This is a genomic window from Mucilaginibacter sp. NFR10, assembly GCF_900100445.1.
In the GTDB taxonomy this organism is placed as follows: Bacteria; Bacteroidota; Bacteroidia; order Sphingobacteriales; family Sphingobacteriaceae; genus Mucilaginibacter; species Mucilaginibacter rubeus.
Map to the genome: position 1 here is coordinate 276686 of NZ_FMTV01000004.1, position 25063 is coordinate 301748.

General features: G+C 42.2%; 26 protein-coding genes. 14 read left to right on the forward strand and 12 right to left on the reverse strand.

The window, feature by feature from the left end:
* The first annotated feature begins 135 nt into the window (after positions 1-135).
* The 4 genes from hemW to BLP33_RS15635 all read left to right on the forward strand — a co-directional run bounded on the left by hemW (position 136) and on the right by BLP33_RS15635 (position 3982).
* Positions 136-1257, forward strand: a complete 1122-nt coding sequence (hemW, locus tag BLP33_RS15620; protein ID WP_090530377.1) for a radical SAM family heme chaperone HemW — start codon at positions 136-138, stop codon at positions 1255-1257.
* 98 nt (positions 1258-1355) lie between these two features.
* On the forward strand, positions 1356-1901 hold the full coding sequence (locus tag BLP33_RS15625) for a fasciclin domain-containing protein (protein WP_090530380.1): 546 nt from the start codon (positions 1356-1358) through the stop codon (positions 1899-1901).
* Positions 1902-2096: 195 nt separating this feature from the next.
* Positions 2097-2975 carry a cupin-like domain-containing protein gene (locus BLP33_RS15630; protein WP_090530383.1) on the forward strand — a complete coding sequence of 293 codons (879 nt, stop codon included), beginning with the start codon at positions 2097-2099 and terminating at the stop codon, positions 2973-2975.
* A gap of 125 nt (positions 2976-3100) precedes the next feature.
* A complete protein-coding gene (locus BLP33_RS15635) occupies positions 3101-3982 on the forward strand; it encodes a cupin-like domain-containing protein (RefSeq protein ID WP_090530386.1) in 882 nt (293 codons plus the stop codon).
* A 148-nt stretch (positions 3983-4130) separates the two neighbouring features.
* Here BLP33_RS15635 and BLP33_RS15640 read toward each other — a convergent pair whose 3' ends face one another.
* Entirely contained in the window at positions 4131-5108 is a 978-nt protein-coding gene (locus tag BLP33_RS15640; RefSeq protein WP_223266092.1) for a phytanoyl-CoA dioxygenase family protein, read from the reverse strand.
* Positions 5109-5232: 124 nt separating this feature from the next.
* On the opposite strand from BLP33_RS15640, the gene BLP33_RS15645 reads away from it, so the two are divergent.
* Positions 5233-6084 carry a helix-turn-helix domain-containing protein gene (locus BLP33_RS15645; protein WP_090530392.1) on the forward strand — a complete coding sequence of 284 codons (852 nt, stop codon included), beginning with the start codon at positions 5233-5235 and terminating at the stop codon, positions 6082-6084.
* Between the two features lie 39 nt (positions 6085-6123).
* Here the strand turns inward: BLP33_RS15645 and BLP33_RS15650 are convergent, their stop codons facing one another.
* Both BLP33_RS15650 and BLP33_RS15655 read right to left on the reverse strand, forming a co-directional pair.
* The gene (locus BLP33_RS15650) at positions 6124-6606 is read right to left on the reverse strand and encodes an adenylyltransferase/cytidyltransferase family protein (RefSeq protein WP_090530395.1); all 483 of its coding nucleotides are present in this window, start codon (positions 6604-6606) and stop codon (positions 6124-6126) included.
* Between the two features lie 124 nt (positions 6607-6730).
* Positions 6731-7150, reverse strand: coding sequence for a YybH family protein (locus BLP33_RS15655; RefSeq protein WP_090530398.1), 420 nt, complete (start codon positions 7148-7150; stop codon positions 6731-6733).
* A gap of 163 nt (positions 7151-7313) precedes the next feature.
* On the opposite strand from BLP33_RS15655, the gene BLP33_RS15660 reads away from it, so the two are divergent.
* The 6 genes from BLP33_RS15660 (at position 7314) to BLP33_RS15685 (ending at position 13960) form a co-directional block, all read left to right on the forward strand.
* Positions 7314-8192 (forward strand): carbohydrate kinase family protein, encoded by an 879-nt coding sequence (locus BLP33_RS15660; RefSeq protein WP_090530401.1) that lies wholly within the window; start codon positions 7314-7316, stop codon positions 8190-8192.
* Between the two features lie 188 nt (positions 8193-8380).
* Positions 8381-9478: a vWA domain-containing protein gene (locus BLP33_RS15665; RefSeq protein WP_090531322.1), complete on the forward strand. Its 1098-nt coding sequence runs from the start codon at positions 8381-8383 to the stop codon at positions 9476-9478.
* Positions 9479-9595: 117 nt separating this feature from the next.
* Positions 9596-11101, forward strand: coding sequence for a sigma 54-interacting transcriptional regulator (locus BLP33_RS15670; protein WP_090530404.1), 1506 nt, complete (start codon positions 9596-9598; stop codon positions 11099-11101).
* Positions 11102-11140: 39 nt separating this feature from the next.
* Positions 11141-12409, forward strand: coding sequence for a metallophosphoesterase (locus tag BLP33_RS15675; protein ID WP_254780162.1), 1269 nt, complete (start codon positions 11141-11143; stop codon positions 12407-12409).
* Between the two features lie 33 nt (positions 12410-12442).
* The gene (locus BLP33_RS15680) at positions 12443-13333 is read left to right on the forward strand and encodes a UbiA prenyltransferase family protein (protein ID WP_229701758.1); all 891 of its coding nucleotides are present in this window, start codon (positions 12443-12445) and stop codon (positions 13331-13333) included.
* A gap of 3 nt (positions 13334-13336) precedes the next feature.
* The gene (locus BLP33_RS15685; RefSeq protein WP_090530413.1) at positions 13337-13960 is read left to right on the forward strand and encodes a class I SAM-dependent methyltransferase; all 624 of its coding nucleotides are present in this window, start codon (positions 13337-13339) and stop codon (positions 13958-13960) included.
* Between the two features lie 180 nt (positions 13961-14140).
* Here the strand turns inward: BLP33_RS15685 and BLP33_RS15690 are convergent, their stop codons facing one another.
* Genes BLP33_RS15690 through BLP33_RS15700 form a run of 3 tightly spaced genes read right to left on the reverse strand, consistent with a single transcriptional unit; the run spans position 14141 to position 18352 of the window.
* Positions 14141-14833 carry a response regulator transcription factor gene (locus tag BLP33_RS15690; RefSeq protein WP_090530416.1) on the reverse strand — a complete coding sequence of 231 codons (693 nt, stop codon included), beginning with the start codon at positions 14831-14833 and terminating at the stop codon, positions 14141-14143.
* Between the two features lie 3 nt (positions 14834-14836).
* A complete protein-coding gene (locus BLP33_RS15695; protein ID WP_090530419.1) occupies positions 14837-16483 on the reverse strand; it encodes a sensor histidine kinase in 1647 nt (548 codons plus the stop codon).
* Positions 16484-16489: 6 nt separating this feature from the next.
* On the reverse strand, positions 16490-18352 hold the full coding sequence (locus BLP33_RS15700; protein ID WP_175490029.1) for a S9 family peptidase: 1863 nt from the start codon (positions 18350-18352) through the stop codon (positions 16490-16492).
* A 184-nt stretch (positions 18353-18536) separates the two neighbouring features.
* Between BLP33_RS15700 and BLP33_RS15705 the strand changes: the two genes are divergently transcribed.
* Together BLP33_RS15705 and BLP33_RS15710 are read left to right on the forward strand one after the other, a co-directional pair.
* Complete coding sequence (locus BLP33_RS15705) at positions 18537-20345, forward strand: tetratricopeptide repeat protein (protein WP_090530424.1); 1809 nt, start codon at positions 18537-18539, stop codon at positions 20343-20345.
* Between the two features lie 122 nt (positions 20346-20467).
* Complete coding sequence (locus tag BLP33_RS15710) at positions 20468-20770, forward strand: DUF4286 family protein (protein WP_090530427.1); 303 nt, start codon at positions 20468-20470, stop codon at positions 20768-20770.
* Positions 20771-20948: 178 nt separating this feature from the next.
* Here BLP33_RS15710 and BLP33_RS15715 read toward each other — a convergent pair whose 3' ends face one another.
* From BLP33_RS15715 to BLP33_RS15730, 4 genes are all read right to left on the reverse strand, one after another.
* A complete protein-coding gene (locus tag BLP33_RS15715) occupies positions 20949-21398 on the reverse strand; it encodes a hypothetical protein (protein WP_090530430.1) in 450 nt (149 codons plus the stop codon).
* Positions 21399-21619: 221 nt separating this feature from the next.
* A complete protein-coding gene (locus BLP33_RS15720) occupies positions 21620-22114 on the reverse strand; it encodes a molybdopterin-dependent oxidoreductase (RefSeq protein ID WP_090530433.1) in 495 nt (164 codons plus the stop codon).
* Positions 22115-22284: 170 nt separating this feature from the next.
* Entirely contained in the window at positions 22285-22620 is a 336-nt protein-coding gene (locus BLP33_RS15725; protein ID WP_090530436.1) for a winged helix-turn-helix domain-containing protein, read from the reverse strand.
* Between the two features lie 48 nt (positions 22621-22668).
* A complete protein-coding gene (locus BLP33_RS15730) occupies positions 22669-23181 on the reverse strand; it encodes a YdeI/OmpD-associated family protein (protein WP_090530439.1) in 513 nt (170 codons plus the stop codon).
* A 173-nt stretch (positions 23182-23354) separates the two neighbouring features.
* Between BLP33_RS15730 and BLP33_RS15735 the strand changes: the two genes are divergently transcribed.
* Positions 23355-23783, forward strand: a complete 429-nt coding sequence (locus tag BLP33_RS15735) for a nuclear transport factor 2 family protein (RefSeq protein ID WP_175490030.1) — start codon at positions 23355-23357, stop codon at positions 23781-23783.
* Between the two features lie 68 nt (positions 23784-23851).
* On the opposite strand, the gene BLP33_RS15740 is transcribed toward BLP33_RS15735, so the two are convergent.
* Complete coding sequence (locus BLP33_RS15740; RefSeq protein ID WP_090530444.1) at positions 23852-24511, reverse strand: GDSL-type esterase/lipase family protein; 660 nt, start codon at positions 24509-24511, stop codon at positions 23852-23854.
* Positions 24511-25002: a cytidine deaminase gene (locus BLP33_RS15745; protein WP_090530447.1), complete on the reverse strand. Its 492-nt coding sequence runs from the start codon at positions 25000-25002 to the stop codon at positions 24511-24513. Before BLP33_RS15745 ends, BLP33_RS15740 begins: the two co-directional genes overlap by 1 nt.
* Positions 25003-25063: the final 61 nt, after the last annotated feature.

Here is a 25063-nt window from a genome sequence, read left to right on the forward strand (position 1 = left end):
TATTTGTCACCCGCAATATCCAAAAAAGTAACACGTGAGTAACCAGGTTTCGGTTGCAAAATCAAAACCAACCTATCTATATAAAACATTTAATACAGATAGGTTTAATTTATCGCTATCACTTACACTCAAAAAATGGCCGGCATTTACATACATATCCCCTTTTGCAAGCAAGCTTGCCATTATTGCGATTTCCATTTTAGTACATCGTTAAAGTACAAAGATGAAATGCTGCATGCTTTGATCAGTGAGATCAAACTGCAAAAAGGTTACCTCAACGGTGAAACCATCGAAACTATTTATTTCGGTGGCGGCACCCCCTCTGTTTTGGATGGCGATGAAATCAGCAGGATCATCAACACGCTAACCGAACTCCACACCGTGTCGTCCGCGGCAGAAATAACCCTGGAGGCCAACCCCGATGATCTGAAACCCGACAAACTCAAAGCCCTTAAACAAACACCGGTTAACCGCTTCAGCATAGGGATCCAGTCGTTTTTTGACGAGGACCTGGTTTGGATGAACCGTATACACCGCGGCCAGGAAGCCGAATCATCCGTAAAACGCGCCCAGGACGCCGGTTTTGAAAATATTACGGTCGACCTCATTTACGGTTATCCTATGCTCAGCGATACCAAATGGAAGCAAAACCTCGATAAGGTATTTGAACTTAACGTTCCGCACATATCTACCTATTCCATGACGGTTGAACCGCAAACTGCCCTGGCAGCTTTCATCAATAAAAAGAAGCAGCCACCCATGAACGAGCATCAAAGCGCCGAACAGTTTATGGTATTAATGGATGCGATGAATGCACAGGGGTTTGAACATTACGAGATATCTAACTTTTGCAAGCCTGGCCAATATTCACGCCATAACTCCAACTATTGGAAGGGTGTAAAATATTTAGGGATCGGTCCTTCGGCGCATTCTTATAATGGCGATACCCGGCAGTGGAACATAGCTAATAATGCCAAATACATCCAGGCGCTCGAAAGCGGGAAACTATCGACCGAAACAGAGGAACTTACTGAAGCGAACCGTCTGAATGAATATATCATGACGTCGCTACGTACCATGTGGGGGCTTGAACTAACTAAGCTCAACCAGATAGCCAAAGGAGCATCAGCCGAATTACTCAAAGCTGCCGCCGAATATTTCGATAGGGAATTGATCATACAAAAAGATAATGTTATTTATCTTAGCGCAACAGGTAAACTGTATGCTGATCATATTGCAGCCGGATTATTTTTCTAAACCTTTGAGGTTTTTTACAGTCAGTACTTTGTTACAAAGCAAAATGGTTTTAAACTGTTTATATTTATCAAATCGCAATGTTTTATATACCTGCAAGTATGAAAAAAGTACTCATTATCGCTCTATCGTTTATAGCTATTACCATAGCCCCAAAAGCTTTCGCCCAAAAAACTGTGGGCGGTACCGTCATGTCGCCCGCTAAAAATATCGTACAAAACGCATCCGGCTCAAAAGACCATACTACGCTCGTAAACGCTATTAAATCTGCCGGCTTGGCGCCTACCCTATCAGCGACCGGTCCGTATACTGTTTTTGCACCTACTAATGAAGCTTTTGCCCAGCTTCCTGCAGGCACGGTTGACAACCTGATGAAACCTGCAAGCAAGGCCAATCTTATTAAACTGCTTACTTATCATGTGGTGCCCGGCAAATTAACCTCGGCCGACCTGTTAACCAAAGTAAAAGAGGGCAAAGGCAAGTTGGAGCTTAATACATTGAGCGGCGGTACACTTATAGTGATGTCGCAGGGGGCAAAACTTTACCTTGTTGACGAAAAAGGAGGCAAATCATTCATCACCATAGCTGATGTTGCCCAAAGCAACGGCGTTATCCAGGTAGTTAATTCGGTTTTGAAACCTAATTAAGTTAGTTGCAGTTTGTAGTCGCAGTAGCAGGTGGCAGTAGCAGTTATGCAAGTGGTACACTGATCAAATTCCTACTGCCGCTGCGGCTCCGTACTGCCACTAAAATACAACTGTCAGCACAATTTCAAAATCGGTACAAATCGTTTACATATTATTTACAAAGAATTAATTTTGCTCGTTAATTAATTTGTGAAAATGAGTATAACGCTTACACCTATTGATAGTGTAGACAATATAAGCAAAGAGGATTTTGTTAACAATTACTTAAATCCGCGTAAACCGCTTATTATCCGCAAAGCTACCGAAAGCTGGTCTGCCCTGCAAAAATGGACTTTCGAATACTTGAAAGAGGTAGTTGGAGACAAAACCGTTCCGATTTATAACAGTTCAAAGGCCGATCCTTCCAAAGCTATCAATGCATCTGCAACTGAAATGAAGTTTGGCGATTATATCGATCTTATTCAAAAACAGCCTACTGATTTAAGAATTTTCCTCTTCGACCCAATTAAACATGCCCCAAAACTGCTGGAAGATTATCGTTCGCCATCTGATTTAATGGGTGGTTTCCTGGATAAATACCCCAATATGTTTTTCGGCGGCGCCGGTTCTGTAACATTTTTACATTACGACATCGATCTTGCGCACATTTTCCATACACATTTTAATGGCCGCAAACATGTAATGCTGTTCGATCAGAAATGGACCGAACGTCTGTACTGCATCCCCTTTGCTACCTACGCCCTGGAAGATTATGATATCGAAAACCCCGATTTTGCCAAATTTCCGGCCCTTGACGGCATTGAAGGACAAGAGGCCATTTTAGAGCATGGCGATACCCTGTTTATGCCAACCGGTTACTGGCATTGGATGAAATACCTCACCGGTTCATTTTCGATATCGTTACGCGCCTGGGATAAATCATGGGCCATTAAAGCCAAAAGCTTGTATAACTTAACAGTGCAGCGCAAGTTTGACAACCTGATGAAAGCTCGCTTTAAAAAGGATTATATGGACTGGAAGGAGAGCCTGGCTATCAAACGCGCTAACAACGCCCTTGTATCAGGCAGGCCATAATATTAAGATATATTTATACTACTTTGGGGTTTATTTCGTTATTTTGAATGCTTTTAAACGAGTAAGAAACAATATTGTAACTTTATTTTAAAATAAGCGTAATCCCCCTAAAGTAATAAACTATTATGTGCTTCATTCTTAACCCGATCGATACGGTTGAAAATATTTCTCCCGAAGACTTCAAGAAGAATTATTTAGACCCTCGTCGCCCGTTGGTTATCAAAGGGCTTACCAAAAGCTGGCCTGCCCGCGAAAAATGGACACCCGAATATTTAAAGCAGGTTGTTGGCAATAAAGTAGTGCCATTGTACGATAATTCAAAGGCCGATCCTTCAAAACCCATCAATTCATCGGCAACTGAAATGCCCTTTGATGAATATATCGACCTTATCCGCAGTAAACCAACCGAGTTAAGGATTTTTTTCTTTAACATATTTAAGCAAGCGCCACAACTTTTGGATGATATCATATTACCTAAAGACCTGATGGGGGGCTTTTTGGAAAGCATGCCCGCCATGTTTTTCGGCGGTTCAAACTCGGTTACTTTTTTACATTACGATATTGATCTTCCGCATATTTTCCATACCCATTTTGGAGGGCGTAAGCATGTGATCCTATTTGAAAACAAGTGGAAGCGCCGCCTGTACTGTATCCCCAATGCCACGTATGCACTGGAGGATTATGATGTACTAAATCCTGACGTCAAAAAATTCCCGGCGCTCGACGGCGTGGAAGGCATTGAGGTTTTCCTTGAACATGGCGATACCTTGTTTATGCCTACCGGCTACTGGCACTGGATGAAATATGTTGATGGTTCATACTCCCTGAGCCTTCGCGCATGGGATGCCAGTATAAGCCGTAAAGCGGCAAGCTTGTATAACCTGGCCGTTAAAGGTGGTGTTGACAGCGCTCTAAAAATGATGTTCAAAGGCAAATATGCTAAATACCGCGAAGGACTGGCCGTTAAATGGGCTAATAGAGAGCTTGCCGCAGGGAAACCTTTTTAAAGTCGAAAGTCTTACGTTTTTAGTCTTAAGGCATGATATTGAGTAGCGATGGATTTGTCCATCGCTATTTTGTTTTATACCCACGACCGTGTCTTCACAACTAGCTTGTTTATCAAATGCTCCCGAAAACGTGTATATGAGATACAATCTACCAACGCTCCAAGCCCAAAAGTTTTTTACCCAGATCGCTAAGCTCAGCTACCGGATTTTGCTTTTCCCGTTCCAGCGGATCGCCCGGAAAAGCGTAGCCCTGCATGGCTTCGCGGCTTTGCCAACTGTTAATGCGCCATTGTCTTAGCTCTTCATTGTCTTCCTGGGCGGGCATCATGGATATATACTGCGCTATACGCACTTTATCTGCACTGGTATTAGGTCTTATGCCATGCGGCTGCAAACTGTTAAATATCAGCAGATCACCTGCTTCCAGTTTCACTTTCACAGTCTCAAAACCGGTGGTATCAGGTTTATAATGATCCCTATCTTCGGGTTGGGTTAATTTCCAGGTATCGTATGTACGGTATAGTTCCGGGATACATTGAAAACCACCCATGTTTTCATCAGTCTGATCGGCAAGGGCCAGTACGCCCTGCACATTTTGAGGTTTGGTTTCCGGGTCATAATCCCAATGAATAAAACCTTTATATTCAAAGCCAGGCCTTAGCGGAAAATTCAGATTGGCCCGGTCAATAGTTACCCATAGCTTTTCGGTACCCCAGATATCTGTAAAAGCCGCATGTACTTTAGGATATTGCCGGTTATCCCACATAAACTGCTGATTATAAATTTCAACCATGCCCGTATTGTTCAACTCGCTCATTTGCATTTGGGCATTGGGCTTTTTATACCAGGTAGTGATATCATTGGCATCCTTATCTTCATATTGCCACAGATAATCAGCCAGCTTTTTCACCTGCTCTTTAGGTACTGCATTTTTGATGATCACATAACCATTCTCTATCCAAAATTGCCAATCGGCCTCGCTAAGCACTTTCAGCGGTGCATTGTTTTTACGTTCATTCAGGCGGATCTGGCTTGATTTAGCGGTTGACGGATTACCAGGGATCTCTTTATGTGCATTCGCCGGCGTGGTTGCCATGGTCATGGTTGCGTTTTCGGTCTTCATCATTTTTTTTTGATTTATAACTCAAATTTAGGTTGGCATGGAAGATGGATTATCCTGTACAATGACCAAAATTTGCTCTATATTGATCATTTGTTTACCTTTACTAAAACTTAATGCTCAATATAGCATGGATAAGATCCAGTTAGAGAAGATTAATTTTGAACCTGGCAAATCGTTCAAACTCTTTTCACCCCGGCTTCGCAACACTTTTCTGTGGCATTATCACCCCGAATACGAATTGGTTTATGTTGAGGCAGATGCAGGGATAAGGCACGTAGGTTCACACATTTCCGGCTACACCCAGCATGACCTGGTGCTTATTGGCAGTAACCTCCCCCACCTCAACTTTGATTACCGGCTGCGGAGCGAATACCATCAGATAGTGGTGCAGCTAAAAGAAGATTTCATGGGAACGGCAATAGGCATCACTCCCGAATTTTCGACCATCGGGCAGCTTTTCAAAAAAGCCGCCAACGGTATTGCTTTTTATGGAGATACCAGGACTACAGCAGTGCGAAAACTGAAACTTTTACCGGGGATGGATTCTTTTCAGCAGTTAATGGGGTTAATGGAGATCTTTAACATACTGGCTGGTTCAAAAGAATTTACGATTTTAAACAACGACGAGCCGAACCTGCAGTTTTTTTTAAAAGATAAGATCAGGATGGGGGCTATTTATGAATATATCGGCAGTAATTACAATCTTAAACCCGATGTAAATGTAGTGGCGGCTAAAGTGAACTTTACTACAGCGGCTTTTTGCCGCTATTTTAAAAAACAAACTAAAATGACCTTCACCGATTTCGTGAACCAATACCGTGTTGATGTAGCCAAAAACCTGCTCATGCAGGATAAAAACGTTACTGAAACCTGTTACGCCGTGGGATTTGAAAGCTTATCATATTTTAATAAACTCTTTAATAAGATAGTTGGAAAGAATCCCTCCGATTTTAAGCGGAACTGGTTTGCTAAGGATTGATCGGGAATAACGCCTGTAAAATATTGCCGCCAGAATTATTCAGCCTGATTTTTTATAGTAATCCTTAACCACATCGGGTAAAAGATGCAGGTATAAGTCAGGCTCTTCCCTGATGTTTGCCGCTGGCACCGGTACAATTTTACAGGGTTCTTCATAAATAACGCTTTCACAATCCAGGAACCGCCCCATATAAGCGCCATAGGCCTCTGAAGCAAATATCACATCAATAGGCGGCAGCTTCTTTTTAAGATAGCTGGCCCAAAGTCTCGACATATTTTCTATCGAGTCGCCCGCACCCGGCAGCATAGCTTCATCATAGCTTAATAATACAGGTTTAACCTTGTCATTACCTGCGTAAGTTTTTTCGAGCCAGTCAAGCCTGATATTTCCATCAATGGGCTCATCATCACTGGCACCAATAACCACTACAAGCTCATCACAATGGTCAAGCGCGTAACCAATCAAAGCCATATGCCCAATATGGAGCGGCAAAAACTTCCCAATTACTAAACCTCTTTTCATGCAGTAGTATTTTTGCGATCCGGTATCTTTATAAATTCCGCTCTTAAGAGAGGAATCGCTAATTCCCACGCTTCCAAATCCCCGTATTTATCCACTTAACCTTTTATCTCCACCCCTAATCTCCTTACGAGGTGTGGTCACAAACTATCTTCCACTCACCCTTAATTTTCCTAAACCATAGCGTAAAATAGCCGCCTGGTGTATCTTTTTCACGGGTTAGTTTCCATCCTCCCAAAACAAAAGCATTGGTTGCATCCAATACCTTTAGCTGTATGATCTCAAAGCTAAGCTGCCCCATGGCAGCCTTATCAGGATAAGTTTGTTTGTAATGTTCAAGTGTTGTTTGCCAGCCATAGGCGGGGGCTGTTTTCCCCACAAAAACCAACGAATCTGATTTCCAGTAGGTCGTCATAAAGCTTTCAATATCGCCGCGGTTCCAGGCTTCTTCCTGTGTATGCATTACTTTCAGGATGGCCTGCCTGTCCTGTGCAAAGCAATACACGGCGACAAGCATCAACGCTAAACTCAGTAATATTTTTCTCATATAATAAAGATAGCTTTTTGTTTTTGTCTGAACCTGAATTTTAAGAATTGCCCGAATTAACAGAATTAAAAAGAGAAAATTCAATTAATTCTTCAATTCGATTAATTCCGGTTCAGACAATACAGTATATTTGGATTTCATCGACACTAAAAACAACTTAACTATGGGAAATCAGGTATTAAGTTTTGGCGAAGTTTTATGGGATGCTTTTGGTGATGGAAAAAAAGCGGGCGGCGCCCCTATGAATGTAGCCAGGCATTTGGTACAACAAGGCGTAAAAACAGCGTTTGCGAGCTCTGTGGGTATGGATAACTCGGGCGATGCACTGATAGGCTTTTTAAAAAGCAATGACCTGTATTCGGACCTGATTCAGCAGGACGATGAATTTCCAACCTGTGAAGTTACAGTACAGCTTGATGAAACCAACACCGCTACTTATATTATTCCCCAACCCGTTTCATGGGATAACATACAACCATCGGCTGCACTCACTAAAGCAGCCCAGGCAGCCAGGGCCATTGTGTTTGGCAGTTTGGCTTGCCGTACCGCTACTACCCGCGAAACCTTATTAAACCTGCTTGATGAAACCCCGACGCTAAAAATATTTGATGTAAATCTTCGCCCGCCGCATTACACCCTGTCAACTATTGAAACATTGGTAGCCCGGGCCGACGTAGTAAAAATGAACGAGGAAGAAGCCAACCTGCTCATCGGTGGAAGTAGTGCTTCCCTGCGCGATCAAATTGGCGAGTTCCGTTCCAAATACCATAGCCAAACCATTTGCGTAACCCGCGGCGAGCATGGCGCACTGGTATGGCACGACCATGAATTTTATGACAGTCCCGGGTGTCCGGTAAAAGTTGCAGACACGGTAGGCGCCGGCGATGCCTTCCTGGCAACATTTGTATCCGGCCTCCTTTCGGGAAAACCCATGCAGCAGGTGGTAGATAAAGCGTGCTCCGTTGGCTCATACGTAGCCAGCCAGCGAGGCGCCAACCCGGTGTACCCGCCTGAGCTCCTGAATAGCTTGGCTTACATTTAGGAATTCGGATTTCGAATGTTCGATTTCGGATTTATTTTTGGAGATAGAAAATGACTTTTTAATCCGAAATCCCAATTCCGAAATCAAAAATCTAATTGTCATACTTAACTAACAATTTATTTTATCACTTCCGCAGCGAAACTTTTCCTAAAAATATTCCGTTCCTTTATGTACAGAAAGGACAAAATATGCGTGGTTTTGGATTTTCCAAATTTAAGCCCAACCAAATCCCTAAAGGCGGATTTGACGAATTGTTAAAATTATTCCTCGAGTTGCTCAACTATACATCGGGCGATGCAGGCGAAGCTTTAGCCTGGCTTAACGAACTCGATAAACAATATAACCTTACTAACGATGATTATGGCATGGGCGATTTCATCGATGAACTAAAGCAAAAGGGTTATCTCGACGAAAATAATGAGAATGGCGAGTTCCGGATTACGGCAAAAACTGAGCAAAGCATCAGGCAATCTGCTCTGGAGGAGATCTTCGGCAAGCTAAAAAAATCAGGCAAAGGCAACCACCGCTCGCCGCAATCAGGCCAGGGCGATGAAAAAAATGCCGAACGCCGCGAGTTTGAGTTTGGCGACAGCCTTGATCAGATAGACATGACCCAGTCTATCCACAACGCCCAGGTTAATCACGGTATAGGCGATTTCATGATGACCGAACGCGATCTTGAGGTAGAGGAAATGGACTACAAAACCCTTACTTCAACTGTGCTCATGATCGATATTTCGCACTCCATGATCCTTTATGGCGAAGACAGGATCACTCCGGCCAAAAAAGTAGCTATGGCCCTTGCCGAACTGATCCGCACCAAATATCCTAAGGACACGCTGGATATTGTTGTTTTTGGGAACGATGCATGGCCAATAACCTTGCAGGATTTACCTTACTTGCAGGTTGGCCCCTACCATACCAATACCTATGCAGGTTTGGAGCTGGCTACCGATCTGCTCCGACGCCGTAAAACGCACAATAAGCAGATTTTCATGATTACGGATGGTAAGCCAACCTGCTTAAAGGAAGGCACCAGGTATTATAAAAACAGCATTGGTTTGGACAGGAAAGTGGTTAACAAAACCCTTAACATGGCTGCCCAATGTAAGCGGTTAAAAATACCTATTACTACATTTATGATAGCTAAAGACCCTTATTTGCAGCAGTTTGTTCGTAAATTCACAGAAACAAACGGAGGCAAAGCCTTTTACAGTTCCCTGAACGGTCTTGGTGAGTACATTTTTGAGGATTATATCAGAAACAGAAGAAGGACTGTGAGGTAAGTCTTTAGTCGGAAGTCCGACGTCTGGAAGTCTGAAATACGAATAACAACTGTCCCTTAAATTAAAAATAAACATTCGGACTTGCGGACTTTCCGACTTCCGGACTACAAAAACAGAATGAGTAAATTATTAGATATAAAAACCCTCGGCCAGTTAAAGCAAACAGGCTATAAAAGCCGTTCGGTTAAAGACGAATTACGTGCTAACCTTATTGAACAGCTTAAAAAACGCGAAGGCGGCTTTGAGGGCATCATCGGATTTGAAGATACTGTGATCCCCGATCTGCAAACTGCTATCCTGTCACGTCACAATATTTTACTGCTAGGCTTACGCGGCCAGGCAAAAACCCGTATTGCCCGTTTGCTGGTTAACCTGCTTGATGAGTATATTCCATATATTGAAGGATCAGAGTTATTTGATGACCCTTACAACCCCATATCGTGGTATGGTCATAGCATCATAACCGAAAAAGGCGATGACACCCCTATTGGCTGGATCCACCGCTCTGAGCGTTATACCGAAAAATTGGCCACCCCTGACGTTACCGTAGCCGATTTAATTGGTGACGTTGACCCAATCAAAGCCGCTACTTTAAAATTAACCTATTCGGATGAGCGTGTGATCCACTTCGGCTTGATCCCACGTGCGCACCGCGGCATTTTTGTGATCAATGAGCTGCCCGACTTGCAGGCCCGGATCCAGGTATCGCTGTTCAACATACTACAGGAAAAAGATATCCAGATCCGTGGTTTTAAATTACGCTTACCACTGGATATCCAGTTTGTGTTTACCGCCAACCCTGAAGATTATACCAACCGTGGTTCGATAGTAACACCGCTTAAAGACCGCATTGAGAGCCAGATTTTAACACATTACCCGCGTTCGGTTGAGATTTCACGCAAGATCACGCAACAGGAAGCGTCCCTTACCGATGATCAGCGTATCGCTATTGAGGCTGATGGTTTGGTTAAAAACCTGGTGGAACAGATTGCTTTTGAAGCCCGTAACTCTGAGTATATCGACAAAAAATCGGGTGTATCAGCGCGTTTAACCATTTCGGCCTATGAAAACCTGATCAGTAATGCCGAACGCCGGATGATCATCAACCACGAAAAAACTACCTTTGTACGTATTACCGACTTTTTAGGTGTGATCCCTGCCATCACCGGTAAAATTGAGCTGGTTTATGAGGGTGAACTGGAGGGACCAGGCAAAGTGGCCAATATCCTGATAGGTAAAGCCATCAAAAGCTTACTGCTATCGTTTTTCCCTGACCCGGAAAAGGCTAAGAAAGCCAAAGCCCCTAACCCATATGCAGCTATCATTAACTGGTTTGGCGATGGCAACAATGTAGCTTTGGTTGATGATATGCCCATGCAGGAATACAAAAAAGCGCTGGAAGAAGTTGTGGGGTTGAAAGACCTTGTAAAAAAGATCCACCCGCGTTTGGGCGAAAGCCAGCAATTGCTGCTGATGGAATTTGTACTTCACGGCCTGTCGGAATTTTCACAATTGAACAAAGGTTTCCTGGATAATGGCTTCGCATTTTCGGATATGTTTAACAGTTTATTTAACTTGCAGCCCGATGACGATGACCTTGATATTGACGACGACCGGTACTAAAATATATGGCGCTATATGATTTTTAAAGCGCTAAGTATATTGTTCTGGATCATAATTGAGCTGCTTGCCGACCGGTATGTTTTATACGGTATCCGAGGCGCGTTCAAAAAATGGCGATTGCTTCAATCAAAAGCATTCGCCATTTTTTATTGGGGCTTTTCGGCCTTGTGTATGGCCGCGCTTTTAACTGCCGGTTATATTACCATAGCAGGTACGGGTGTACGCGCAGCCTGTTTGCTGGTAACATTTATCCTGCTCATCTGTAAATTTACTTTTACACCATTCATTTTTGCCGATGATATCAGGCGAAAAATTGCGTTGAAAAGGAAAAAAACTGACACCTCTATTCCTCTCCCAACTGCACCTGCCGCTGCTACTAATATTGATGATGCCATTCCCCGTTCCGAGTTTCTTTTAAAAGCAGGCTTGCTCGCCGCAACCATTCCCCTGGCTGCTATTAAAAGGGCCATGCCCAAAGGTTCGTATGATTATCATGTACTCTATCAGGCCATGTATCTGCCTAATCTGCCAAAGGCCTTTGATGGCTTAAGGATCGGACAGATCTCGGATATTCATTCAGGCAGCTTTTATAATAAAAAAGCGGTGCTCGGTGGTGTTGAAATGCTGTTGAAAGAAAAACCCGACCTGATATTTTTTACCGGCGATCTGGTTAACGATGAAGCATCGGAAATGACCAGCTACCAGGACATTTTCACTAAAGTAAAAGCCCCCCTTGGTGTTTTTTCAACACTGGGTAACCATGATTATGGCGACTATGGCGACTGGAACTCCCCGGCGGATAAAAAGAAAAATCATGATGACCTGATAACCACCCATAAAAACATGGGCTGGAACCTGCTCAGGAACGAAAATCGCCGTCTAAAAATCAACGGAGAAGAAATAGGGATCTTAGGTATTGAAAACTGGAGCGAATACAGCCGCTTCCCCAAATACGGGCGCATGGACCTTGCAGTAAAAAACACCGATGACCTGCCGGTAAAGCTCCTGCTCTCGCATGATCCATCACATTGGCGGGCCGAGGTTTTACCTAAATACCCGCAAATTGATGCCATGTTTGCCGGGCATACCCATGGCATGCAATTTGGCGTACGTACCCCGCATTTTCAATATAGCCCTATAAAATATGTTTATAATGAATGGGCCGGTCATTACCAGGAAAACAAACAACAATTATATGTAAATGTAGGTTTTGGTTTTGTTGGTTTAACCGGCAGGGTTGGAATATTGCCGGAGATTACGATATTTACATTAAAAGCAGGCCGCGATCCCTCATTACCAATTTCCTAAAAGATCCAGGCAGAAGCTGCTATCCTTTTACCGATGAAGAAATTACTACAGTCTGTATTAGATTTTCTGCTCTTCAGTAATATTTTCATGTCGCTTTGTGCTGTAGCACAGGCCTTGTTAACCTTTCACTTAATAGGATCAAAACCAGTGTTCCCTGTTTTGGGCTTGTTATTTACTTCAACACTGGGTATCTATAATTTTTGTATCCTCATCACCCGTCCAACTAAACCACAACGGTCGCCTTACAAAAGGGTGCGATGGTTTTTTGCACACTATAGGCTGATGGTGACCTTTACTATAGTTTCGCTGCTGTCTCTGATCCCGCTGTTCTTTATCATCACTACCGAATCAAAGATCCTGCTCATATTTCTGAGCGTTTTATCGTTTGGTTATGGTTTACCATTGTTCAGTGTAGGCGATCATAAATTTGGTTTAAGAAATATCCCCGGTTTAAAACCGTTTTTAATAACCCTGGTATGGACAATGAGCTGTGTACTGTTCCCGGTATTGGAATCAATGCATAATCATCTAACCGATATCAGCATGCGCGATACTACTATACTCATAGCCAAACGCTTTTTATTTATAGGAGCGCTGACAATACCTTTTGATATCCGGGACCTTTTCGACGACCGTAAAGTAGGCCTTAAGACCATCCCGGTAGTTTGGGGCGAAAAAAATGCTTATCTGTTTTGCCAGGTATTGCTCACCGGCTACATTGTACTCATGTTCCTGTTCAGGCAAAATGGCTTTAGCCTTGATTTCTTTGCACTCACATTTACTATGTTCCTTACCGGCTGGCTCATCTTCAGATCGGCCTGGGAAAAAAACGAGTATTATTACTTTTTTTATATGGATGGGGTACTGATCTTACAGTACGTAATTGTAGTAGTATTCAATGCTGTTAAATATTTTCTCCATTAAAACATGGCTGCCAATTATAACAACTCGGCATGGTTTTATGATCGGCTTTCAAGAATAGTTTACGGCAAAGCTTTGATAAACGCGCAGGTTTATTTATTAGGCTTTATTCCACCAAAAAGTAAAATACTGATAGCAGGCGGCGGCACCGGCTGGATCCTTGAAGAACTTGCCAAAATATACCCGGCACGGTTAAACATCACTTACGTTGAAATTTCGGCCAATATGATTGCACTCTCGCAAAAAAGACAAACCGGGCAAAACGAGGTGATCTTTATTAATGATGCAGTTGAACATGTGAAACTCGCCGCCGACTTCGATATCGTAATCACCCCTTTTTTGTTCGATAATTTTGTGGAAGAAACGGTTGACAATGTTTTTAACCATTTGCACAACCTGCTCAAACCCGGTGGCCTCTGGCTCAACGCCGATTTTCAGCTTACCGGCCGCTGGTGGCAAAACGTGCTGCTCAAAAGCATGTTTGTTTTTTTCAGGCTGCTTTGCGGGATAGAAGCCAGCAGGTTGCCAGCCATTGAAAAGCGCTTTAATAATGCTGAATATGGCGTTATTGAGGATAAAACCTTTTTTGGTAATTTTATTGTAGCAAGGGTATATCGGCAATTATCTTGAATATGTTATTGCGAGGAGCAGCATGGGCTAAAGTGTCAAGGGCGACGCGGCAATCTCGTAGCTATGCAGGTCGGACATGCATTAGATACGAGATTGCCGCGCTTCGCTGGCAATGACATATTTTCAAAAAAGCCTATTTACAAAACTGCAAACAGCTTACTTGAAACCGCAAACTGAAAACTACTGATTATAAACAAACTTATATCCTATCCCCCTTACAGTTTGCAGGTATTGCGGCGAATCGGCATTGGTTTCTATTTTTTTACGCAAGCGAACGATGTGCATATCAAGGGTACGGGTATTTACATCAGCGTTGTAGCCCCAAACTTCCATCATCAGCTCCTCGCGGTTGATAACCTTGTTTTTGTTTTTGAGAAAATAAAGCAGGATCCTGTTTTCGAGGATAGTTAGCTCTATCTTACGGCCATCCCGGATAAGCAGGTGCGTGTTAGGCAGGTGCTCCATGTTGGCAAAACGGTACGATTCGGGCTTTTCGCTGTTAAGAGAAAACTTGATCTTGTTTTCAATCAACGCCACCAATACATCCATATTATAGGGTTTGGTGATATAGTCAGATACCCCAAAGTTATAGGCTTCTATCTTGTCAACATCCTGGGCTTTAGCGGTCATCATAATGATGAGTTTATCGAACCCTTTTTCGCGGATATTGCCGCAAACTTCCGAGCCCGGTTTGCCGGGGAGCATCCAGTCTAACAATACAATATCAGGCTGCTCGGCCAATATCATGGTTTCAGCTTCATTGCCATTACCGGCTTCCAGTACCTTGTACCCCTCTGATTGCAAACGTTCTGAAACCAGGAAACGCAGGTTCTCGTCATCTTCAACCAGCGCAATTTTAATTTCTTTGTTCATATCTTAATTTTCGTATGGAAGCGTAACTATAAATTCCGAACCTTCGTTAACCTTACTGTAAACAGTTATATCACCGTTCATAAAATTAACCAGTTCTTTACAAAATGCCAAACCCAGGCCAACGCTCCCGTTTTGATTGTATTGGTTTTCTATTCTGTAAAACTTCTTAAAAACGTTATTCAGTTCATTTTTCGGTATCCCTATCCCCTTATCAGCAAACGAAAACACAATATTCCGTTTTTCCTGTGAAATATTGATGAACAACTCCTTTTGCTGAGGGTGCGAATACTTGTATGCATTTTCAATAAGGTTTTGAAAAACACTCCCTAATAATACAGGATCAGTATAAAAAGTTTCAACCCTGTTGATTTTAAATTTAATATTAAAATCAGCGTACTTTATTTTAAAGGTATCAATATACCGGCTAATAAAGTTCTCTATATCAATTTCTTCCTCTTTTAGCGTAATGGATTTATTTTCAATCTGCGTAAAGGAAAGCAGCTTGTTCATCAACTCATTCAGCTTATCGGCTTCCTCGTCCAGTATCTTACCGTAATGGCGGCGTTGCCTTTCGGTAAGTTCGCCATCGCCACGTAAATTTGACCCTGCTATTTTAATTACACTTACCGGTGTTTTAAACTCGTGGGTAAAGTTGTTGATAAAATCATACTGAAGTTTGAACAGTTTCATATTCACGTTCAGGTTACGGTATATAAGCCAGCCTATTAGCATTAAAAACAGGGTCATTAATAATACGATAGCTCCGATAGGCATAAAGCGGCGGTTAATTTCGGCAGTTAAATAACCCTGTGCCGAACTAAAGAAGAGCTTATAATCAGAAAAAGCCACTGGTAATGACACCTCGGTTATCAGTTTATCTCCCTCGCTGTCAATAGGGTCATATACTACGGGTTGAATAGATACATTTTCGTACAGCTCGGGATGCGTATTTTTCACCTTGATCAGGTACGGGTCGAGGTAAAAGGTCATCATGTTTTGCTTGTATGAAGCCCCTTTGCTGTTACCCAACATTTGCATGTCACGATAGATACGTACATCCTCGCGCCTGAGAACATTGGTATAACTGATCTTGTCGGGTTTCACATCCCAAAAAGCTTTAAAAAGTTCATCCTGACTTGATACGCGTGATGTATCTGAAAAGGCTATATAATTACTTAATTTAATAGCCATCTCTCTGAAATCATCTTCATTGACTGTTCTCCGCTGCTCAGCCCCGTACACCTTGTCATTAACGTGCCAATACTGATAAACCGCCTTAGCAGCTATGTTCAAATTATTTTTGCGTACGGTCATCGTAGTTTTGCCGCCAATGAGGGCATCATAAAAGATAACCCGGCGCACAAAATTATAATCATGAAAAACAGAGGCCGCATATTTACCTGCCGATGCCGAATCAAGAAAACCCTGGTAGGAGGTTATTTCAGGGATCTTATTCTGAAAAAACTCATAATACGGCTTAATGGTTTGTTCCAGTACCTCAACCTTTTTTGAGGAAAACTCATTTTCAACATACTTGGCGGTGAGATTATAAGATATAAACAGGGCTACCACAAAAGTTATGGAAATGAACACCAGGAAAATGGTGATCAGCGTAAAGTTTTGCCGGTAAGCGTTTTTCTGTAATGCCATGTCGGCTTATGGTTTAACCCGCATATTCTTATCCAAAAACTTCTCTATTTCGGCATACATTTCCATACGGTTATGTTCGCTCCTGAAATATGCACGTTCATTGGGTTTTAAAAAATATTTCACATCAACGTTACGTTTACGCAGCTCGCGTACAAACTGGTTAAGCTCGCTGATATTAGCCCGCTGATCTTTGGCACCCTGGAATATAATTAGAGGAACCTTAATTTTATCGGTATGAAAAACCGGCGATATCGCCCTCAACTGATCTGCGTCAGTTTCGGGGTTGCCAACCATTTCGTAAGTCATTTTTAAATAAGGCTTAACAAACGGCGGTGCATCCTTGATATAGGTAAAAAAGTTAATAAGGCCGTATTGTACCACCGCACAACTATATAACTCGGGATGAAAAGACACACCATAAAGCGCTGAAAAGCCGCCAAAACGCCCGCCAAAAATGGCAATCTTTTTAGGGTTTGCAACTTTAGTATCAATAAGCCAGTGTACCCCATCGGTAATATCATCCTGAATTTTGCCGCCTACCTGTTTATATCCCGCACTTCGGAAGGCCTTGCCATAGCCTGTTGATCCACGGTAATTAACCTGGAACACGGCATACCCACGATTGGCTAAAAACTGCACCTGGTCATCATATCCCCAGGTATCGCGTCCCCATGGGCCATCGTGCGGCATAACTACTACAGGGTAGTTTTCATTTTTATCGCCCCTTGGCAGGGTTAAATAACCATTAATCAGCAAGCCATCGCGCGCATGGTATGATATAGGTTTCATGGCGCATAATTCGGCAGGTACAAGGCTTGAGTTAATATCGCTTAGCTTGGTTAACCTGCCATTGTTTTTTTCAAAAAGATAGTATGAACCGGGATTACGGTCGGTGTAAGTGTTGAGGATAAATTTATTCTCAGAGCTGTCGCGGTCAACCACCCTGATCTCATTACCCTTAAGCTGTTGCTGAATGGTTTGATACATCTGCTCAACATCAGGTGCCAGAAAATGCTTACGCGGCATTGATTCGTCCCAGCCGGTAAACTCTATCCGGTGTTTATTTTTTGAATATTCAAAACTGGTGATATCCGCTTTGCTGCAGCTAAAAATTGTCCTTTCTTCCTTGCCATTCTCCGCATTGATCTCAACCAGGGCCGTCTTATCGCGGTTTACGTTTGATAGCGCATAGAAATAATTTTTTATACCTGTAAAAGCTATAGGCCTTACTGCATTCTTAAAATTATTTTCGATTATAGGCTTAAATGGCTTATCCTCATCGGGGCGGAATAAGATGGTTTCGTTAACCCCGTCTGATGCCCTTTCAAGCCTGATCCTGCCGTCGGCATCTGCAAACCACTCAGTAATATTACCCGGGTTAAGCAGGTAAGTCTTCATTTCGCCGGTTTTTACGTTGAGGCGGTAAACATCAAAGTTACCCGGATCACGCTCATTAGTTTTAATAGTGATGATATCTGGCTGCTGGCGGTTACGGTTAACCAGGCCAATCCTCACATTACCGAACGATAATATAATCCGGCTTTTATTGGTAGCCACATCAAAAGCATACATCTTAACCGAATCGGTAGCGATAAGATCCTGCGAAAAAACAAGCTGGTTATTGTATGTCCAGAAATAATCACCTCTGATTGAATAGTCCTCAAATTGAGTAACCATTCGTTCCTTACCATCGGCTAATGACTGTATAAATATGTTTTGCTTATCTTTAAATGGCTTAAGGTATGATACATATTTACCATCGGGCGAAATTCGGTAAAAGCTCCTTTCGGGTGTTTTAAAAAAGTCAATAATAGGTATTTGCCTTACTTTACTCCTGTTGCAGGAAAAGAAGACGACAATGCAACTCACAATAAGAAAAAATCTGACCCGGCTCAACATAGCTACAAATACCCCATTTTATTCACGTACTCAAATTAGATAAATAAGTTCGATGTTATCAAGATGTCACTACAATTTTACCCTTATATACCGTTATATAAATAATATGGCAAACCGGCTTAAGCAATCCTATTAATTGATTATTTTTGAACAGATGAGGGCTTTATATATTGTTATTATTCTTGCTTTTTGCTTTAGCGGCAGGCTGCTTGCACAGGACAATGAACTGCTGCTGGCCAGGCAATACAATGCTAACGGCGAACCGCAAAAAGCACTCGAAATTTATCAAAAGTTATACAAGCAAAACAACGAGAATTACTATAGCGTATACGTAAATACACTGCTCAACCTTAAAAAATTTGATGAAGCCGAAAGCATCACCAAAAAACTGATCCGCCGCCATCCTGATGATCACCAGTATGCTATAATGCTGGGTAACATTTACACGCAGGAAGGCAATATGGCCAAAGCTGACGCTATTTATGACGACCTGATCAAAAGCCTCCCGGCCGACCAGGGTGAAATAGCCGCCCTGGCATCCCAATTTTACCAAAGCGCTAATATTGATTATGCAATCAAAATTTTTCAGCAAGGACGGAAACTGCTTAAAAATGATAACATGTTTACTTATGAGCTTATTAACCTTTACCGTTTTAAACGCGACAAAATATCCCTCACCGACGAATACCTGAACTTTTTACCTCAAAACCCCAATTTTATAAACCAGGCCGAAAATGCTTTTTCAAATGTATACGAAGGTAGCGCCGATTATGATATGCTTAAAACAGCTTTGCTGAGGCGCATCCAAAAAGATCCGCAGCAAACCATTTATGCTGATCTGCTTACCTGGCAATACCTGCAGCAAAAAGAATTTGATCTGGCCCTTAACCAGGCACTTGCCTTAAGTCGCCGGCAAAATGACGATGGTAACAGCATCTATGATCTCTGCCGTACCTTCATTGCCAATGAGGCTTATGACGAAGCTATCCGGGGATATGAATACATCATCAGCAAAGGGAAAACAACGCCATTGTACATCCCCTCAAAAATTGAACTGATCAACACCAAAAACCTGAAAGTAACATCGGGCAAATACCTGCCCGAAGATTTGCTTGGACTTGAAAAGGATTATAACGACCTGCTCACCGAGTTTGGACGTAACAGCAGCACCGCTTTTGCCATGCAAAAACTGGCCAACCTGCAAGCCTTTAAGCTTCACAAACTTAAGGACGCCCAAAAACTGCTGGAAGAAGCTACCAGGCTAAATGATATCAGGCCAAACCTGTTAGCCGATTGCAAGCTTGATTTAGGCGATATTTACCTGCTTAACAACCAACCCTGGGAAGCCACGCTGCTTTACAGCCAGGTTGAGAAAGATTTCCCGGCTACTGCCATTGGGCAGGATGCTTTATTCAGAAACGCGAAAATGGCTTATTATACCGGAGATTTCACCTGGGCAAAGGGACAGTTGGATGTGCTGAAAGTTGCTACATCGCAATTAATAGCAAATGATGCACTTAACCTATTGCTGCTGATCCAAGATAATCTTGCTGCCGATAGCAGCGGGTCGGCGCTTAAAGTGTACGCCCGAGCCGATTTGCAGATTTTTGCCCAAAATCCCGAAAAGGCAGTAATGATATTAGACAGTATTGGCAAAAAGTTCCCGAATAATGCTTTAGATGATGATATCATGATGTCAAAATCTCGCATTCTGATCCAGCAGAAGGATTATGCCGGAGCGGTACCTTTATTAAAGAAAATTGTTGAAGAGCACCCCGCCGATCTTTGGGCCGATGATGCCGTATTTATGTTAGGCGACATTTATGAAAACAGGTTGAACGATAAAACCACTGCCAGGAACTACTACCAAAAAATCATAACTGATTATCCCGGCAGCCTCTGGATCAACGAAGCCCGCAAACGTTTCAGAGTATTAAGGGGCGATAAACCGGATGCGTCCTGATAGGTCATTGTTTCATTGCGTCATTAGGTTATTACTTAGCAAACGGACTTTACTTTTATGCCTGACCAATGACATAATGACCAAATGACTTAGTGACTAATCAAAAATGATTATTTTTGAAAATGATTGTATACAACGATACCATAATAATTGACGAAACCATTCATGACGAATGGCTTAACTATATCAAAACCATCCATATCCCGGCTATCATGGCTACCGGACATTTCAGCTCGTACCGCATCCTGACTGTTATTGATTCGCCAAACGAAGGGGTTACCTACTGTATTCAATACAATGCTGATAGCATTGAGCATTTTCAGCAGTTTTACATGAACCACCTGCATAAATTCCAGGCTACCCACCAGGAAAAATTTAACGAAAAATTTGTGATGTTCAATACCCTGATGGAAGAGGTGGAATAAACTAATTGTGCCAGCGATGCGTGGCGTTGAGGTCGCGTATCTCTGGCACGCTGAAAATCTGTTCATTTCATTTTCTACAAACCCTTAGCACCTCTGGTGCTGGCTCGCTGTTCAGAGATTATATATATCCTATGATATAGTTTGATAGTTCATGATCTATTAAGAAACTCTCATGCTCCTATTCGTCAAGAGCGCCGGGTATCATTAAAAGGATCAAAAATATTACTACCAGTGTAACAACTAAACAAATTAGCCCGGCAAGCAAAGCACGCCAAATAGTAAAGGTTTTACCTCCAGTGGCAAAATGTTCCTTCATTTGTTCGCCCTGAAACTTTTGTACAAGCAGGAAAGTCCCCCAGGCATAAGCCAATGGAAATATAAATCTTGGAAACCGCTCTGTATTTGAAGTAATAACAGCCAGGCCAATAATTGCGATCAATGCGACAACGGCAATTATCCAGGTTGTGGTTGATTTATCTTTCTGGTTAAACGCTTTGTAGTTCTGAGATACCAAATACCCCGCGGCTAATGGCCCGAATATAAATGTTGCTACCCTGATTGAGTTAAGGGTATATATTTTAGGTTTCTCTTCTTCGAGTTGCTCTACAGCCTGGCTATATGGAATCATGAAAGGTTTAAATTAATTAACGAACTAAGATAGCATTCAGCAGCAATTTATCTGTAACATTCCTGCATAATTATTATAGGCTATTTCAATACTTTCACCGTTAGCTATTGCAAGCTGTTTAGTTTTGCGATTGAATACAATTTGCGCCAATTCATTTTTGTTCACGATACTTGAACGCTGCCTATGTTCCATCTAAACAGAATGAATTAACAAAGCAAGATTTACTTCGCAAACATAACCTTCATCGCCGTTACCTGCTTTATGCAACGCGCAGGTTTCTTTTCATCCTGAACAATGATTCGGAATGGCCCATCGGCCGGGGCCAAGGGCTGTCCATCAACTTTATCAGCAAGAATGATCATGCGATCGGTAAAAGCTTTATCCAGCTCGGCAAGAGCAAAAAGTACCTGGTAACCGTCACTGGCTTCAACTAAAAGATATTTAGCCAGGTTTTTACCATGTAAGTCGGCGCCCAGGGTAACACCTGCTTTAGTCAGTATTTCGGATACAATTACGCCCGAATAGATGTGGACTTTTCCGTCCCTGTCCTTACGGGTAACTGTGGTTTGCTTGTATTGCTGCAACTCGGCAGGGCCAATGGTTAGTGGATTTGTTACTTCTCCGGTTACTTTTACTACTGACTCTTTAGTTTCGGTTTGGGCATGGGTTGCTAAACCGGCAATCAGTAAAAACAATACAAGGGTATATTTTTTCATGGCTGATGTTAGTTATTTGTTGATTGCTGTAGATCTGCAAAACGCTTATATCATATAGCGATTTCGTTATATTTTAAAAAACACAACGCAAAAATGCAGAATAGGATCGACAAATCAATCCACCACGAATACCGTTTTTTAATTTTCAATACGAAACCCAGAAAAAACTTTTACTTTTTGCTATTCCTTTCTAAAAATTGAGAGAATTTTTTCTGCAGATCTTTAAACTCCCCGATAATTTCCAGCCCAAATGGTGTAAGCAAGGCTACTCCACCACCCTTTCCTCCTCTTTTTGAAATTACCAGCGGCTGCTTAAAACCATCGTTCATGTGGTTCACCAAATCCCAGGCCTGCTTGTATGACATTTTCATTTGTAACGCGGCCTGCCTGATGGAGCCGGAGGCATGGATCCGCTCAAGTAACTCAACCCGGCCATGGCCAAGTACTTTTTCCTCGTCCATTTCTATCCAGATGCGACCGTTAAGTTTAAATGAAGGGATTTCCATTAATAATTATTAATCATCAAATTTATTACAACTGATACATTACACATGTTACTCCCTTGCTTTTTTTTGGGCCCGCAGCATTTGCCCGTAATCCATACGGCGCACCATGGCGTTAACGGTTTGTGCTATACGGTTAGCGCGGGTAACTTCGGTTTTGGCACTCTCAATCCATTTTATAAAATATCCCCGGTGGCTTCCGGTCAAGCTATTGAAAAACTCGCCGCCTTCAGGTTCATATTCAAAGCACTCCAGCAAGTCACCCGGAACGATGTATTTGAAATCATTATCGGGTTCAAGACGCACCCGGAGCATGGCCCCGCGATGCTTGTGGATGGCTTTACAGATCTCGCGGCGTAAAGCCATAATAAAAATCCCTTCGCCCATAGGCATTAGGGCCATGCCGCGCACCTCATACTCATCCAGTTTACCTTTTACACGAAATGATTTTTTATTGCCGGGCTTCATTTCCTGCGCCACATCGGCTGGGATTTCGATATAGGTCCACCCGGTTTTCTCGCCCTGTTCGGCAAATTGTAAAATAATGGTATTAAAATCAACCATAAGTATTATTTAATAGCATATTGTTATCATCATCATTAAAAAATATGCGAAAATGTTAAATGTTTGTTAAATCGTCATATTTAGTTGTAGAGGCTGTAACGTAATGCATAGTAGCGATGTCTTATGAGTATAAAAACAATTTAAAAGTTAAAAACCTAAAAAACAACAACAATATGAAAACCTTAAAATCAATCATGCTTGGCTTAGCCTTATTAGTAATAGGCACTGCAGCAAAAGCAACAAATAAAATTGAAGGCGATAATTTAACCAAAAACTACGCCATCAACACTTATATAGATGCCATGACCCGCGGCAAAATACAAGGCTTTAACGAAGTGGTAGATCAATCGGCAAAATTCAGCATGTTACGCGGTACTAAAGTATTAAGTTTTACCAAAAACGAAGTAGTTGACTTATTAAAAGCCAATAAAAATACTGAGCAGGACTGCGTTACCAGCACCTCAATTGTTGAAAGCAACAACGACCTGGCCGTAGTAAAAGTTGATATGAAATACAGCACTTTTACCCGTAGCAACTATGTAACCGTTACCAACACCGGCAGCGGCTGGAAAATCACAAACGTGTACAGCGTTTTTAAATAAGTAAGTTTTAGTTTAGTGTTTAATATGTAAGTAGGTAAAGGCCCCGTTGGTGCGGGGCCTTTTTTATTTTATTTCACCAGCGGATCAAGTACCTTTTGCCATTTATCATAACCTTTGCTATTAAGGTGCAGGTAATCGTTATTAAACAAACTTGAATCAGGGGCTGTAGTACCCGACTTGTAAATAGCCGGAACCAGGTCGACATAATAACTTTTTGGTTTACCTTTCAGATAGCTTTTCACCAGCTCATTCGCGGCATAAACCACATCATAATATTTAGCGCGCACCGGGCTCGGTTTAATCGACATAAAATACACCTCAGCATTCGGTAGTCTCTGATGGATTAGCTCCCAGAGTTTTGCAAATGAAGCTACTACAGCCTGTGCCGATTTACCGGCTGAAATATCGTTTTCACCTGCATAAACAAAAATTTTGCGCGGCTTGTAAGGAAACAGGATATACGGCGTGTAATAATCAGCTATCTGCCATAATTCACAACCGCCTACCCCTCTTCTGATGATTGGCTTACCAGCAAAACGTTGCTCCAGATCAGTCCACATACGGATAGATGAACTGCCGATAAATAAAATACCACCTGGCTTTGGAAAACTCAGGCTATCCTGATGTTTAAAGGCCCTGATCTCATTATCAAACGGGAAGCCCTGTTGCGCCGATACACCGGCGCTGAATGCAATACCGATGAAGAGTAAAAAAAACTTCAGTTTCATTATGGAGTAGCTATACGTTCTTCAAAAAATAAAAACGGCAATTGGTTTTCAATGCCTTTGATGATCCAAACCGGTCCATCTTCGGCATGCAATATAATTTTTATTGATTGATTTTGCTGCTTTTCGCATTCGGCTAATACCTGTAAACATGATCCGCAAGAGGTAATTGGTTTTACAATAGGGAAATCATCCGAATGTGCGGTTACCGCCATAGCCTCAATAGGATCGTCGGGGTGATTGGCGCCCCAGTTAAACAATGCCACCCGTTCGGCACATAAACCCGATGGATAGGCTACATTTTCCTGGTTACTGCCATAAATAATTCTACCGCTTTGCAAACGAAGTGCCGCGCCAACACGGAATTTGGAATATGGAGAATGGGAATTTTTTAACGCTTTTTGTGCTTCAAGGCAAAGCTGCCTGTCGGCTTTATGGAGATCGGCCAGTGACTCATATTCGTCAAAGGCTATTTTAATTTCGTGACTTATCATATATTATCAACCCTTGTTAAAAAATCGGGGGAAACAAGATAAGGAAATTTTAACAGGATTA

Coding starts and splice junctions, on each gene's coding strand:
- BLP33_RS15745 (WP_090530447.1), bottom strand. CDS start 25,002: ATGATAAGTCACGAAATTAAAATAGCCTTTGACGAATATGAGTCACTG.
- BLP33_RS15710 (WP_090530427.1), top strand. CDS start 20,468: ATGATTGTATACAACGATACCATAATAATTGACGAAACCATTCATGAC.
- BLP33_RS15685 (WP_090530413.1), top strand. CDS start 13,337: ATGGCTGCCAATTATAACAACTCGGCATGGTTTTATGATCGGCTTTCA.
- BLP33_RS15720 (WP_090530433.1), bottom strand. CDS start 22,114: ATGAAAAAATATACCCTTGTATTGTTTTTACTGATTGCCGGTTTAGCA.
- BLP33_RS15680 (WP_229701758.1), top strand. CDS start 12,443: ATGAAGAAATTACTACAGTCTGTATTAGATTTTCTGCTCTTCAGTAAT.
- BLP33_RS15715 (WP_090530430.1), bottom strand. CDS start 21,398: ATGATTCCATATAGCCAGGCTGTAGAGCAACTCGAAGAAGAGAAACCT.
- BLP33_RS15740 (WP_090530444.1), bottom strand. CDS start 24,511: ATGAAACTGAAGTTTTTTTTACTCTTCATCGGTATTGCATTCAGCGCC.
- BLP33_RS15625 (WP_090530380.1), top strand. CDS start 1,356: ATGAAAAAAGTACTCATTATCGCTCTATCGTTTATAGCTATTACCATA.
- BLP33_RS15735 (WP_175490030.1), top strand. CDS start 23,355: ATGAAAACCTTAAAATCAATCATGCTTGGCTTAGCCTTATTAGTAATA.
- BLP33_RS15670 (WP_090530404.1), top strand. CDS start 9,596: ATGAGTAAATTATTAGATATAAAAACCCTCGGCCAGTTAAAGCAAACA.
- BLP33_RS15690 (WP_090530416.1), bottom strand. CDS start 14,833: ATGAACAAAGAAATTAAAATTGCGCTGGTTGAAGATGACGAGAACCTG.
- BLP33_RS15655 (WP_090530398.1), bottom strand. CDS start 7,150: ATGAGAAAAATATTACTGAGTTTAGCGTTGATGCTTGTCGCCGTGTAT.
- hemW (WP_090530377.1), top strand. CDS start 136: ATGGCCGGCATTTACATACATATCCCCTTTTGCAAGCAAGCTTGCCAT.
- BLP33_RS15695 (WP_090530419.1), bottom strand. CDS start 16,483: ATGGCATTACAGAAAAACGCTTACCGGCAAAACTTTACGCTGATCACC.
- BLP33_RS15645 (WP_090530392.1), top strand. CDS start 5,233: ATGGATAAGATCCAGTTAGAGAAGATTAATTTTGAACCTGGCAAATCG.
- BLP33_RS15650 (WP_090530395.1), bottom strand. CDS start 6,606: ATGAAAAGAGGTTTAGTAATTGGGAAGTTTTTGCCGCTCCATATTGGG.
- BLP33_RS15635 (WP_090530386.1), top strand. CDS start 3,101: ATGTGCTTCATTCTTAACCCGATCGATACGGTTGAAAATATTTCTCCC.
- BLP33_RS15640 (WP_223266092.1), bottom strand. CDS start 5,108: ATGATGAAGACCGAAAACGCAACCATGACCATGGCAACCACGCCGGCG.
- BLP33_RS15660 (WP_090530401.1), top strand. CDS start 7,314: ATGGGAAATCAGGTATTAAGTTTTGGCGAAGTTTTATGGGATGCTTTT.
- BLP33_RS15730 (WP_090530439.1), bottom strand. CDS start 23,181: ATGGTTGATTTTAATACCATTATTTTACAATTTGCCGAACAGGGCGAG.
- BLP33_RS15665 (WP_090531322.1), top strand. CDS start 8,381: ATGCGTGGTTTTGGATTTTCCAAATTTAAGCCCAACCAAATCCCTAAA.
- BLP33_RS15705 (WP_090530424.1), top strand. CDS start 18,537: ATGAGGGCTTTATATATTGTTATTATTCTTGCTTTTTGCTTTAGCGGC.
- BLP33_RS15725 (WP_090530436.1), bottom strand. CDS start 22,620: ATGGAAATCCCTTCATTTAAACTTAACGGTCGCATCTGGATAGAAATG.
- BLP33_RS15630 (WP_090530383.1), top strand. CDS start 2,097: ATGAGTATAACGCTTACACCTATTGATAGTGTAGACAATATAAGCAAA.